This window comes from Vibrio sp. 2033, from assembly GCF_033339735.1.
Genome location: NZ_JAWOVC010000001.1, coordinates 43406 through 57242 on the forward strand (window position 1 = coordinate 43406; position 13837 = coordinate 57242).

The window sequence follows — 13837 nt, forward strand, 5'->3', positions numbered from 1 at the left end:
TATTTGTTTATGTCACTTAGTTTTCACTTCATGAACTATTACTACTTCAATCTCAACATTTCATATCAAACGTTTTTATCTCATTATTCTGGTGCGGCAAGTGTTGTTCAAGTTGTCACACACAACGGTTTGCGTTTGCAGTTACCCGCCGCGAGATTTAGACCATTTCTTAGTCAATTGGGCGTTAGAGGCCAGTTTAGACTAACAACTGACCAAAATAATAAGTTTCTTAAGTTAGAAACTCTGTGATGTATTGTATTTGCAGAGAGTTAAATAGGAATCTTAGTCACAGAATCGGACATTTCACCTCTTACCACTACGATTAGTTGTTAAACATTTGTAATTATGCTTTTACAATGGGCACATGCATTACCTATGCTTAGTTTCTAAGGTAACAACCTAGCTACTAAGTCCCCCTACAAAACAACAATTCTAATGTGGAGTGTGAATATGACCGCGCGTGAAAATGTAGTGCCGGTTCTGCTTGAAAAGGTTTACCAACTGATTCAAGACAAACTCGAGCTTTCTCACCAAACGCTTGTAACTAAACTTGCTCAACACTTATTCAGTAACATTGCTGATGATGATCTAATTCAGCGAAACGAATCCGACCTTTATGGTGCTGTCGTTAGTCTTTGGCACCATATCAATGAAAAAAAACCAGAAGAGATTTCGGTTCGAGTATTTAACCCGACCGTAAGTCGTCAAGGCTGGCAATCCACACACACAATCGTAGAAATTGTTGTTCCAGATAGTCCATTCTTAGTGGACTCAGTCAAAATGGCTTTAGCACGTTTGGATCTTGTTTGTCACCTAATGTTGAATAACCCAACACAGATTCAGCGTGATAAAAAAGGCCAAGTTACAGACGTAAACGGTGAGGGTGGTGTTCTTCAATCACTTTTCCACATAGAGGTAGACCGCCTTACTAGTAAAGACGAGATGCAAGCGCTTAAAGAAGAGCTGTTAAGAATTCTATCTGATACTCGCTTAGTCGTTGATGACTGGAAGCAGATGGTTGATAAGCTTAAGTTTGTTACTGATGAACTTGAGAAAAATAAAGATCGTGTTTCTATCCAAACTGATCGTATGGATGAAACGATCGCATTTCTTCGTTGGCTAGAAGATCATAACTTTACCTTTATGGGTTATAAAGATTATGACTTAAAAGAGGTCAATGGTGATACCGAACTTGTTCCTGCTAAAGAAAAAGGACTAGGTCTGTTTGCTGATGACAAGCGCGTGCGTAGCGTCAAGCTCTCTGAATTATCAGATTCAGCGCGATTAGAAGCGAAAAAACCATACGCTCTGATCATCACCAAAGGTAACAAAGCATCTCGTATCCACCGTCCGGCTTATACTGATTACATCGGTATTAAGAAGTTTGATGAAAACGGTAAAGTAATAGGTGAGCATCGCTTTACTGGTTTATATACCTCCGCCGTTTACAACCAAGCGGTACAAAGTATTCCTCTGATCCGTGAAAAAGTTGACCGTATCCTTGAAGCAAGTGGATACCGTCACGGATCATACTCATACAAAGCATTGCACAATATCTTAGAAAACTACCCACGCGACGAGTTGCTTCAAGCTAATGAAGAAGAGCTGCTTGAGGTGGGAATGGGTGTTGTACAAATGCAAGATCGTGACTTGCTGCGTTTGTTTGTTCGTAAAGACCCATTTGGTCGTTTCTTCAGTTGCATGGTTTATGTCACTAAAGATCGTTACAACACAGAATTGCGTCGTCAAACTCAACGCATTCTTAAGCAGTACTTTGGTTGCGAGCAAGAGGTTGAATTTACAACGTACTTCTCAGAAAGCCCACTAGCGAGAACACATTACATTGTTCGTGTAGACAATAACAACATTGACGTAGACGTGAAAAAGATCGAGCAAAATCTAATGGAAGTTTCTACCTCTTGGGATGACAGACTAAAAGAATCCATCATTGCTAACTTTGGTGAAAGCAAAGGCCTTCCTCTTTCAAAAGAATATATGAGTGCGTTCCCTCGCTCATACAAAGAGGACATGATGCCAGGTTCTGCGGTTGCAGATATCGAGCGCTTAGAAGCGTTAAGTGATGATAATAAACTTGGCATGTTGTTCTACCGACCTCAAGAAGAGGGTGCAGATTCCAAAGCTGTCCGCTTAAAGTTATACCATCGCGATGAACCAATTCACCTTTCTGACGTAATGCCGATGTTGGAAAACCTTGGTTTGCGTGTGATTGGCGAATCGCCATATGAGATCGAGAAAAACAACGGGCAGACTTTCTGGATCCTTGACTTCTCTATGCTGCATAAGAGCGAGAAAACCGTTGACCTTCGTGAAGCTCGTGATCGTTTCCAACAAGCATTTGCTGCCATTTGGGCGGGTAATCTTGAAAGTGATGGTTTCAACCGATTGTTATTAGGTGCGTCGTTATCTGGCCGTGAGATTTCCATTCTTCGTGCTTACGCACGATACATGCGCCAAGTAGGCTTCCCATTCAGTCAGCAGTACATCGAAGACACGCTAAGCCACTACCCAGACTTAGCGACAGGTCTAGTCAAGCTGTTCACCAAGCGATTTGATCCGAAACACAAAGGCAGCGAGAAAGGCCAAAACGATCTAATTAAAAAGCTAACAGAGCAGTTGGATCGTGTAGAGAGCTTGGATGATGATCGTATTATTCGTCGTTATATTGAAATGATCATGGCGACGCTTCGTACCAACTACTACCAAGTAGACGAGAATAAGCAGCCTAAGCCTTGGTTATCTTTGAAAATGAAGCCAAGCGATATTCCTGAGATTCCGCAGCCTGTACCTGCATTCGAGATCTTTGTTTACGCACCAGATATTGAAGGTGTTCACCTTCGTGGTGGAAAAGTGGCTCGTGGTGGTTTGCGTTGGTCAGATCGTCAAGAAGACTTCCGTACGGAGATTCTTGGCTTAGTAAAAGCGCAACAGGTTAAGAACACTGTAATTGTACCAGTGGGTGCAAAAGGCGGCTTCGTTTGTAAACGCCAGCCATCTCTCACCACTCGTGATGAAATTTTTGCGGAAGGTCAGCGTTGTTACAAACGCTTTATCCGTGCACTGCTAGATGTGTCAGATAACATCATTGAAGGAGAGGTGGTACCACCACAAAACGTTGTTCGTCACGATGAAGATGACCCATATCTAGTAGTGGCTGCCGATAAAGGCACAGCAACCTTCTCAGATTTGGCAAACTCTGTTTCTGCAGAATACAACTTCTGGCTAGGTGACGCATTCGCTTCAGGTGGTTCAAACGGTTACGATCACAAAGCAATGGGTATCACCGCAAAAGGTGGTTGGGAATCTGTTAAGCGTCATTTCCGTGAAATGGGCATCAACTGTCAGACCACTGATTTTACTGCAATCGGTGTAGGTGATATGGCAGGTGACGTGTTCGGTAACGGTATGCTGTTATCGAAGCATATTCGATTGCAAGCTGCGTTTAACCACATGCACATCTTTATTGATCCAAATCCAGATTCAGCCAGCAGCTGGGAAGAGCGTAACCGCTTGTTTAATTTGCCAAGATCAAGCTGGGAAGATTACAACAAAGACTTGATCTCTCAAGGTGGTGGCATCTTCTCTCGTCGATCAAAATCGATCCAGTTGACGCCAGAAATTCAGAAAATGTTAGGTACGAAGAAAGCATCTTTAGCGCCTAACGATCTGATAAAGATGATCTTGAAAATGAAAGTCGATCTTCTTTGGAATGGTGGTATCGGCACTTACGTTAAATCATCGACAGAAACTCATACAGATGTTGGTGACCGTGCTAACGACATGCTGCGCATTGACGGCCGTGACTTAAGAGCCAAAGTGGTTGGCGAAGGTGGTAACTTGGGTATGACTCAGCTTGGTCGTATCGAATACGCACTAACTGGCGGTCGAGTGAACACGGACTTCGTTGATAACGTAGGTGGCGTTGACTGTTCGGATAATGAAGTCAACATCAAGATCTTCCTCAATGGACTGGTTTCAAATGGCGATCTTACGGTTAAGCAACGTAACCAAATTCTAGAGTCTATGGAAGACGAAGTGGGTGAAATTGTCTTGGATGATGCTTACCGTCAGTCGGAGTCGATCTCTGTTACTGAACAGCAAGGTGTTGGCATTGTTAAGGAGCAAATTCGATTCATCCACACTATGGAGAAAGCAGGGTACTTGGACCGTGCTCTCGAATACATTCCTGATGATGAAACGCTAATCGAGCGTGAAAAACAGGGACTAGGTCTGACTCGCCCTGAGCTATCAGTGTTAGTTGCCTACGGTAAAATGGTACTTAAACAGCAACTTGTTACGGATGAAATCGCAAATGATGAATTCCATGCAAAACAACTTGTTGAATATTTCCCAAGTGCGTTACGACGTAACTATAAAGATCAAATGGTTAATCACCCACTGCGAGCTGAAATTATCGCTACAGCATTGGCTAACCAGATGGTTAATGAAATGGGCTGTAACTTCGTTACTCGTTTGCAAGAAGAAACTGGTGCAAGTGTTGTCGATATTGCCAACGCTTACAGTGCGGCTAGAGAAATCTTTGATTTAGAAGCAATCCTCAAGCAAACTCGCAAACTTGATAACGTTGCGACAGCGCAAGCTCAATACGAAATTATGTTTTACGTGCGCCGAGCACTGCGTCGAATTGCACGCTGGTTGCTTCGTAACCGTAGCGGCAAATGCACGGTCGGTGAGTTGATTGCTATCTACAAGCAAGATGTCAATGTTATCACTGAAACCCTAGACACTATGTTAGTTGAGTCTGAAGTTGAAGAACACAATGAGTTGGCTCAAGGTTGGATAGAGAAAGGGGTTGAAGAGAAACTCGCTCACCAAGTTGCCCGCTTATCAAGCTTACAATCTGCACTGGATATTTCATCAGTAGCAAGTGAAACAGGTAAAACGGTTGAGCAAGCATCGAAACTCTACTTTAACTTGGGTGACCGTTTATCGTTGCATTGGTTCTTGAAGCAAATTAATAGCCAAGCCGTTGATAACAACTGGCAAGCACTTGCAAGAGCGGCATTCCGTGAAGATCTGGACTGGCAACAACGTCAACTTACCGCTCAGGTACTGACTTGTGGCTGCTCAACCGAAGAGCTTGACGTGATGGCTGCGTTAGAAGATTGGATTGAAACTAACGAGCAATCGTTGCACCGCTGGGAGAGTATCTTAAACGAGTTCAAAGTTGGCTCAGTACACGAATTTGCTAAGTTCTCTGTAGCACTTCGAGAGCTAGTACTTTTAAACCTCAACTGCTCATCGAAAGAGTAGTGGAATAATCAAGTCATAAGTAAAAGCCTCGTTATTTAACGGGGCTTTTTATTATCTATTATTCACATTTGGAACGAAAATAGTTACATTGTCACATTGAATTGAAATTAAAACAGAGTGAAATCGATTGCTTTTAAGCGGTTAGTTACGATTTTTATCGCAGAAACTTGATTGTAATTGTTTGTTTTATATTTAAAAATCTTATAAAGATATAGGTTTTTACTTATTACGTTCATTTTCATTGAATTACGATGAAAAACGGTAAATAATATTGTCCCGTTTATACGGGGCTTTTTTCTTTCGGAGGCACAATGCTTTACCGTCTAGCCAGAACTGGCTTTTTCCAACTCGATGCCGAGAAGGCACATGATCTTGCAATCAAGAACTTCCAACGCTTTAACGGCACACCACTTGATCTCTTTTACCGCCAACAGTTACCAACTCGTCCAGTTGAGTGTATGGGTCTAACATTCCGTAACCCTGTTGGTCTTGCGGCTGGTTTAGATAAAAACGGCGAATGTATTGAAGCATTTGATACCATGGGCTTTGGCTTTGTCGAAGTCGGCACTGTAACGCCACGACCACAACCAGGTAATGATAAACCACGCTTATTCCGTTTAGTGGAAGCAGAAGGGATCATCAACCGCATGGGCTTTAATAACCTAGGCGTTGATAATTTGATCGAGAATGTTAAACGAGCAAAATTCAATTGTGTTCTCGGAATTAATATCGGTAAAAATAAAGATACGCCAATTGAGAAAGGGGCAGAGGACTACCTGATTTGTATGGAAAAAGTGTATGAGTATGCTGGCTATATTGCAGTAAACATCTCATCGCCAAACACTCCAGGTCTTCGTTCACTTCAATATGGTGAAGCGCTTGATGAACTGCTTTCCGAATTAAAAGCGAAACAAGCGGAGTTATCAGAGAAGTACAACAAGTATGTCCCGTTAGCATTAAAGATTGCGCCAGATTTAAGTGACGATGAAATCTGCCAAATCTGCGATTCTTTATTGAAAAACAATATAGATGGTGTGATCGCGACTAACACAACTTTGGATCGCACGATCGTAGAAGGGATGAGACACGCCAATGAGGCAGGTGGCTTGAGTGGTCGCCCTGTGCAATCACGCTCTACGGAGGTCGTACGTAAGCTTCATGAAGAGCTTGGAGACAAACTTCCAATTATCGGTGTTGGTGGTGTAGATTCCTATGTTGCAGCCAAAGAAAAGATCATGGCAGGCGCTAAACTTGTTCAAGTCTACACTGGCTTTATTTACCACGGCCCAGGTCTCGTACGTGATATTGTTAAGAATCTTTAACATATACATCAAAAACTACTGAAAAATCAGTACCTGTTACATAAAAAAGAGGACTTTGTTTCCTCTTTTTTTTTATCCGTTCGTTTGTAGAATTTAAAAATCACGAGTAGGTAATTAAGCGTCTTACCTCTTTACCACTGATTTAACTAGTCAAGAGAGAACGGAATAATGCTTAAACCCAGCGACAAATGGAATTGGTATTTTGACGAGCAAAAAGCTTGCTTAATGCTGGATCTGGGGGAGGAAATGATTTTCCAAACCAATCTATCCCGAAAATTGTTGGTTAACTGTGCCTTCTCAAACAGTGAATTTACCGTTGATGACGCCAGCGCATTTCAAACGTTTAATGAGCGCATTCGCTGTCTCGATATCAGTGAATATCGCCAAGCTGAATTAACACTGTATTGTGTTGCTGCAAAGCGTTTTCATAAACCTGTACAGCCTAAGAGCTGGTTCTTCGATGCACAGTCCTCTGATTATGAACCTCAAGAAGGGGACATGGTCTTTCTCACAAATCAATATTCTGATGGTATGTTCATCGTTCTAGAACCAGGCGAAACATCGAGCTTATGTGCTTATGTTAACCAAGAAGCCTTTGTTCTTGATGGCAATAAGGCGCTTCAATTTGGGCAGCCGATTAAAGTAATGCATGATCGCATGGCTTGTGCAAACCACCTCTTTGCAATGACCCCTATGGCAATGGTGGGTTAAAGCTGTTTAATTTTTCTTTATTTCGTTCCTTTGTTTGCCTTAATCGACCTTATTGGGTCGATTTTTTTTGTCCTTTCCTCTGACACTCCAATCCGAAAGACCATGAAACTGTTTGTTTTCTATGCATGCAAACATGAAGCTGGTCACTTTTATTTTACTTATTTCAATTTGATTACTCCTTTAATTAGGCAACCTAGCGCCTAAAAAAAACCTATTTATTCCCCTATAAAGGGTATTTGTAAGTAATTTACATCAATCAATCCCGACTGGTATATACCAAAATGCATGTAAATAAGTATTCACTTCTTCTAAAGGAAACAAAATACGTTCATGAATGAAAAACATTCAAACTAAAGATGTTGAAAGTTTTAGATCATTTGAGTGGTGATGATTTGAACTAACGGGTGGGAAAATACCTTTAAAAACGAGGCATTGATCGTAAAGTCAGGTATAATTGAAGCCATTTTTTATCAGCGAAAGAACACTATGAATCAATATCTCGCGGTAACTTCAAATGGCATGGAAAATTTGCTTGTTGAAGAACTGACTAAACTAGGCATTGAAAATGCGAAACCAGTACAGGCAGGCGTAAAATTTAAAGCGACAAACGAACAGGTTTATCGCTGTTGTTTGTGGAGCCGTTTAGCGTCTCGATTTGTACGTGTTTTATCTGAGTTCACGTGTAACAACGACATGGACTTGTATCTATCCACTTCCACTATTAACTGGGTTAACCAATTTCATAGCTCTAAACGCTTTGTTGTGGACTTTAACGGCACAAACCGTGAGATTAGAAATAGCCAATACGGAGCTATGAAGGTCAAAGATGGCATCGTAGATTGCTTTGAGAATAAAGGCTTGCCACGTCCTAATATCAGCAAAGAACGCCCAGATATTCGTATTCACGTTCGTTTGCATAAAGATAAAGCGTTGCTTGGGGTAGACATGGTAGGTAGTGGTCTTCATCAGCGTGGTTATCGACCAGAATCGGGTCGTGCGCCATTACGTGAAACGCTTGCTTCTGCGATTATCATGCGTTGTGGCTGGGATGGGCATCAACCATTACTAGATCCAATGTGTGGTTCTGGTACTTTGCTTATTGAAGCGGCAATGATGGCTGCCAACATGGCACCTGGCGTTAAGCGCAAACAATGGGGCTTCGAAGTTTTGGAAGACTTTGAACCGGAGACCTGGGCTGAGATTAAATCAGAGGCTAATGTTCAAGCTAGACGAGGTGTCAAGAAAGTTGACGCTAAGTTTTTTGGATTCGATAACGACCCCAAAGTATTAAAAGTCGCTCAAGAAAACGCCCGCAGAGCAGGTGTTGAAGAGTTGATTGAGTTTGCGCAAGGTGATGCTGCAACTATTACTCGTCCCGCAGGATTTGAACACGGTGTTATCGTTTCAAACCCACCTTACGGTGAGCGTCTAGGAACTGAGCCGGGGCTGATTGCGCTCTATACCGCATTCGGTGGACAGCTAAAATCTGAGTTTGGCGGATGTAAAGCATCTATCTTCTCTAGCTCAGACGAGCTCTTGAGTTGCCTTCGTATGCGCGCTGATAAACAGTTTAAATTGAACAATGGTGCGTTACCGTGTCACCAAAAGAACTACAGCATTGCCGAGCGCAGCGCTGATGAAGTGAAAGGTGCAGATACTAACGTTCAAATCGCACCAGACTTCTCAAACCGTTTGAAGAAAAACATTGGCAAGATTGGCAAGTGGGCGCGTAAAGAGAAACTAGACTGCTATCGTATCTACGATGCAGACCTTCCAGAATATAACGTAGCGATCGACGTGTACGGCGATCAAATTGTGATTCAAGAGTACGCAGCACCTAAGAACATCCCTGAAGAAAAAGCCAAGCGTCGTCTAACGGACATTATCCGTGCGACGATTCAGGTGACAGGTGTCGAAGCGAACAAAGTTGTACTGAAAGTTCGTGAGAAGCAGAAAGGTCGAAGCCAGTACCAAAAATTAGGTCAGGTATCAGAGACGCTCGAAGTAAACGAGTACGGTGTGAAGCTGATCGTGAACCTTCATGACTACCTAGACACAGGCCTGTTCTTGGATCATAAGATCACTCGTCGTCGTCTTGGCGAAATGGCACAGGGTAAAGATTTCCTTAACTTGTTTGCTTACACTGGTAGTGCAACAGTGCACGCTGCAGTTGGTGGTGCGCGTTCCACTACAACTGTCGATATGTCAAACACCTACTTGAACTGGGCGAAAGACAATATGCAGCTTAATGGCTGTGTAGGGCGCCAACATAAATATGAACAAGCGGACTGTTTGCAATGGCTAGAAAACGCAAAAGGTGAGTACGACTTGATCTTTATTGACCCACCTACGTTCTCTAACTCTAAGCGTATGGAAACATCATTCGATGTACAACGTGACCACATTAAGCTAATGAAGAACCTCAAACGTTTACTGAGAAGTGAAGGCACAATCGTATTTTCAAATAACAAACGTCACTTCAAGATGGATGAAGAATCACTCGCTGAATTGGGTTTGAAGGCTCAGAATATTTCTTCTCAAACGTTACCATTAGATTTTGCGCGTAATAAACAGATTCATAACTGTTGGCTAGTAACGCACGCGTAGTATAAACAAAAGGATTAATACGTGCTGATATTGTATAGCACGGAGGGATGCCATCTTTGTGAGATGGCATTTGCTCTAGTAGACCAAGTCGGTTTGGCCGAGCAAACAGATATCATTGATATTGCGTTCGATGATGTACTATTTTCTCGTTACGGCGTCACAATACCCGTATTAAAATATCAAGATTCTGAGTTGAACTGGCCGTTTGACTTAGAACAACTCACACATTGGTTGGATAATAATGGCATTACTTACCATTCATAACGCACAACTTGCATTTGGTGACCACCCATTGCTAGACAAAGCGGAGTTCGCTCTTCAAGAAAACGAACGCGTTTGTTTAGTTGGTCGTAACGGAGCAGGTAAGTCCACGTTAATGAAAGTGCTTGCCGGCGACATTTTGTTGGATGATGGCAAGATTCAAATAACTCAAGACGTAGTAGTTTCTCGGCTTGAACAAGATCCACCGCGCAATCAAGAGGGTACGGTTTACGAATACGTATCTGGCGGTTTGGCTGAAATCGGCGAACAATTGAAGATCTATCACGATCTTCTCGATCTTGTTGCTCAAGACCCAAGTGAGAAGAACATTAACCGTTTGGCGAAAGTTCAAGAGCAACTTGATCATTCTAATGCTTGGCGCTTTGATGACCGTGTTAAGAACGTACTTGGCGCTTTAAAACTAAGCCCAGAAACCAAACTGGCCGATCTATCCGGTGGCTGGCAACGTAAAGCTGCTTTAGCTCGTGCGCTGGTTTGTGATCCTGATGTATTGCTTCTTGATGAACCAACAAACCATCTCGATGTGACAACGATCGAATGGTTAGAGAACTTCTTAAAAGACTTCAAAGGCTCGATCATCTTTATTTCTCACGACCGTGCATTCATCAAGTCGATGGCGACACGCATCGTCGACTTAGATCGCGGTCAATTAGCTTCTTTCCCTGGTAATTACGAACAGTATTTGAATGACAAAGAAGAAATGCTTCGCGTCGAAGAAATGCAAAATGCTGAGTTCGATAAGAAACTAGCTCAGGAAGAAGTGTGGATTCGTCAAGGTATTAAAGCACGTCGTACTCGTAATGAAGGCCGTGTTCGAGCCCTTAAAAAACTTCGTGAAGAGCGTCGTGACCGTCGTGAAGTTCAAGGTAAAGTTAACCTAAACATCGATGATGCTTCTCGTTCAGGTAAGATTGTATTTGAAGCAGAAAATGTATCTTTTGCTTACGAAGGCAAGACAATTGTCGACGACTTTAGCTTTAACATCATGCGTGGTGACCGTATTGCACTTATCGGACCAAATGGCTGCGGTAAGAGTACGGTACTTAAATTGCTACTAGGGCAATTGGAAGCGCAGTCTGGTCGTTTACACTGCGGAACAAAATTAGAAGTCGCGTACTTTGATCAGTACCGAGAGATTTTGGATCCAGAAAAGACAGTGATCGATAACTTAGCGGATGGGAAACAAGAAGTAATGGTTGGGGGACGTCAGCGTCATGCGCTGAGTTATCTCCAAGACTTCTTATTTGCACCTAAGCGCGCCAGAACCCCGGTTAAGGCACTTTCCGGTGGTGAGAAAAACCGATTATTGCTAGCCCGTATCTTGTTGAAACCAAACAACTTACTTATTCTTGATGAACCAACTAACGATTTGGATATCGAAACGTTGGAACTTTTAGAAGAAATGCTTGCCAATTATCAGGGTACATTATTGTTAGTGAGTCACGACCGTGAGTTCGTAGACAACACAGTAACAACCAGCTGGATTTTTGAGGGTAACGGTATAATCGAAGAGTTCGTTGGTGGTTATCATGATGCTAAACAGCAGCGTGACCAAGTTCTTGCTTCGCGCAGTCAGGTTGAAAAACCAACGAAGAAAGAGAAAGTGGTTGAGGAAACTCCCAAAACTACGCAACCTAAGAACAATTCGAAGAAGTTATCGTATAAGCTGCAAAGAGAATTAGAGGCTCTACCAGCTAAACTTGAACAATTAGAGTCGGATATCGAGAGCCTTCAGGAGCAAGTGAACGATCCAGAGTTCTTTGCTAAACCTGTAGAGCAAACTCAGCCGGTATTGGAACAGCTTGCTGCACTAGAGCAGGAGTTGGAAATCGCATTCGAGAGATGGGAAGAACTCGAAGCAATGCAACAGGATAGTTAAGAATTCAATGAATTGTAGTAATAAATTCAAATTGACCGCCATTGCAATGATGGTTGGTACCACAATGAACGCACAGGCGGCATTGTATCAAGTTGTTGAGGTTTCACCTCAGGATCATGGTTCAAACGGTGACTACCAAACGGCTTACGGGGTTGCAATTCAACAGGGCGATGCAGGTACAGATCCTTCAACAGGTTCACCTTTCGCTTTAGGCTGCTTTGATGCAGCAGCAAACTGCACGCCAGAGCAGTTTAAACTTGCAATGGAAACTCGCACTACGCCGATTTCAGCGACACAAGCCGTGGATGGGAACAGCTATCGTGAAGAAATCCCATTCGGATTAGACGCTGGCTTTTATTACATCCAAGAACTCAAAGACTTTGAGCGTTACTGTTACAACCAGCTTCGCTATTCCACCTGTGACTCATGGGCTTCAGTAAACTGGACGCCGTGGAATAAAGAACGTAGTAAAGACTTTACTTCTAATGCGTTAGCGTTCATAGAAGAAGATTCTGCTGCTTATAAAAATGAATATAACAATGTTATCAACCAGCTTACCGAGGGTGGTGCAGCTGTCGGTAATCAGAGTAAAGTTAGCACAGAAAATACTTCTACATTAGAAACACGAAATACCGTAGTTGCACCAGTAGAGCCAAATATTCTTACTGGCGATGGTGACGCAAGTGTTGTGCAAAGCCATGCTTGGAGCACAGACGGCAATTTTACTGTTGGCAGTGTTTCTCGAACAGCAAGCAATACCAATGGATCTCACCACACATCAAAAGCAGCGATTTGGGATCAAAGCGGAACCGTCAGTGAATTGGCTTGGCCAAGTGGCACATCTAAAGATGGAGAAAGGTTAGCTCAAGGGAGCATGCGTGACCTTGTCACTGATGGAACTACGGTCTATGGCGTAGGTTACAACACTTACAGTGATGATAACTACCTGAATGCGACTGTTTTTGTCGGAACTCTAGAAGCCGAAGGTAGCGTTGAAAACGCAACTTGGAAAAACAAAGTTGTTGTAGGAGCTAGACAGCGCGAGGGTGATGATACGGTTCATACAAACTCACGATTAACCGACGTTAACTCTAATTTTGTTGCTATTGGTGAAGCAAAACGTTCGGGCGGATACTTAATGCCAACGGGCTCTGCTCCGAATCGTCTCTTTATCGTAGATGATGTTCGTAAGGATTCTATTAGCGCTTTTTACCCAACTACTGGCATTTTCTTTAGCGGTGCGGGCGGTAAGATGGGCGGTATCAACTCTTACAATGAAATCGTCGGGCAACTTGATGCGGAAACGACTCGTGAAGACGATGGCAAGCCACGTCGTAAGCGCGGTTTTATCTATCCATATAGCGTAGGTGGCGAGACTAGTGAACGTGCTGCAACATTATTCAATGGAGAAGCTTGGTTCCTAGACAGTTTGACTAACGGCGGTGATTACTCTGAACAAAACAATCAGTTCCGTATTATCGACGCAACTGATATCAATGATGCAGGTGTGATCTCTGGTACTGCTATGAAATGTGCAGGTGGTTATAGTACAACAGCAAACAATGCGACATGTAGCTCTGAAGAGCAAATTGTAGCAGTCAAACTAGTACCTATTGCTGACGCAACTAAGGACGACATCGTATCTCGAAGCATTGACTCAACGACGACAGAGCGTCAAGGTGCAGGCCTTGGTTGGTTAGCTTTGACCATGCTTGGATTGTTTGGGTTCCGTAGAAAATAGTTA

General features: G+C 42.9%; 8 protein-coding genes. All 8 read left to right on the forward strand.

What is annotated here, in order from left to right; genetic code table 11:
* Positions 1 to 30: 30 nt before the first annotated feature.
* The 8 genes from R7P74_RS00150 to R7P74_RS00185 all read left to right on the forward strand — a co-directional run bounded on the left by R7P74_RS00150 (position 31) and on the right by R7P74_RS00185 (position 13834).
* Positions 31 to 249, forward strand: coding sequence for a DUF2835 domain-containing protein (locus R7P74_RS00150; RefSeq protein WP_005377440.1), 219 nt, complete (start codon positions 31 to 33; stop codon positions 247 to 249).
* Between the two features lie 201 nt (positions 250 to 450).
* On the forward strand, positions 451 to 5292 hold the full coding sequence (locus R7P74_RS00155) for an NAD-glutamate dehydrogenase (protein ID WP_086046766.1): 4842 nt from the start codon (positions 451 to 453) through the stop codon (positions 5290 to 5292).
* Positions 5293 to 5603: 311 nt separating this feature from the next.
* Positions 5604 to 6614, forward strand: coding sequence for a quinone-dependent dihydroorotate dehydrogenase (pyrD, locus tag R7P74_RS00160; RefSeq protein ID WP_225472945.1), 1011 nt, complete (start codon positions 5604 to 5606; stop codon positions 6612 to 6614).
* 168 nt (positions 6615 to 6782) lie between these two features.
* Positions 6783 to 7325 (forward strand): cell division protein ZapC, encoded by a 543-nt coding sequence (locus R7P74_RS00165; RefSeq protein ID WP_005377444.1) that lies wholly within the window; start codon positions 6783 to 6785, stop codon positions 7323 to 7325.
* Between the two features lie 486 nt (positions 7326 to 7811).
* Entirely contained in the window at positions 7812 to 9932 is a 2121-nt protein-coding gene (gene rlmKL, locus R7P74_RS00170; RefSeq protein ID WP_053350765.1) for a bifunctional 23S rRNA (guanine(2069)-N(7))-methyltransferase RlmK/23S rRNA (guanine(2445)-N(2))-methyltransferase RlmL, read from the forward strand.
* Positions 9933 to 9953: 21 nt separating this feature from the next.
* Positions 9954 to 10196 (forward strand): glutaredoxin family protein, encoded by a 243-nt coding sequence (locus R7P74_RS00175; protein WP_017821808.1) that lies wholly within the window; start codon positions 9954 to 9956, stop codon positions 10194 to 10196.
* Positions 10174 to 12093 (forward strand): ABC transporter ATP-binding protein, encoded by a 1920-nt coding sequence (locus tag R7P74_RS00180; RefSeq protein ID WP_213893859.1) that lies wholly within the window; start codon positions 10174 to 10176, stop codon positions 12091 to 12093. The genes R7P74_RS00175 and R7P74_RS00180 overlap by 23 nt, the downstream gene beginning before the upstream one ends.
* A gap of 7 nt (positions 12094 to 12100) precedes the next feature.
* Positions 12101 to 13834, forward strand: a complete 1734-nt coding sequence (locus R7P74_RS00185; RefSeq protein ID WP_213896466.1) for a DUF3466 family protein — start codon at positions 12101 to 12103, stop codon at positions 13832 to 13834.
* Positions 13835 to 13837: the final 3 nt, after the last annotated feature.

What these genes read in the sequence shown, in the direction of transcription:
- rlmKL (WP_053350765.1), top strand. Translation starts at nt 7,812, where the DNA reads ATGAATCAATATCTCGCGGTAACTTCAAATGGCATGGAAAATTTGCTT.
- R7P74_RS00150 (WP_005377440.1), top strand. Translation starts at nt 31, where the DNA reads ATGAACTATTACTACTTCAATCTCAACATTTCATATCAAACGTTTTTA.
- R7P74_RS00185 (WP_213896466.1), top strand. Translation starts at nt 12,101, where the DNA reads ATGAATTGTAGTAATAAATTCAAATTGACCGCCATTGCAATGATGGTT.
- R7P74_RS00180 (WP_213893859.1), top strand. Translation starts at nt 10,174, where the DNA reads ATGGCATTACTTACCATTCATAACGCACAACTTGCATTTGGTGACCAC.
- pyrD (WP_225472945.1), top strand. Translation starts at nt 5,604, where the DNA reads ATGCTTTACCGTCTAGCCAGAACTGGCTTTTTCCAACTCGATGCCGAG.
- R7P74_RS00165 (WP_005377444.1), top strand. Translation starts at nt 6,783, where the DNA reads ATGCTTAAACCCAGCGACAAATGGAATTGGTATTTTGACGAGCAAAAA.
- R7P74_RS00155 (WP_086046766.1), top strand. Translation starts at nt 451, where the DNA reads ATGACCGCGCGTGAAAATGTAGTGCCGGTTCTGCTTGAAAAGGTTTAC.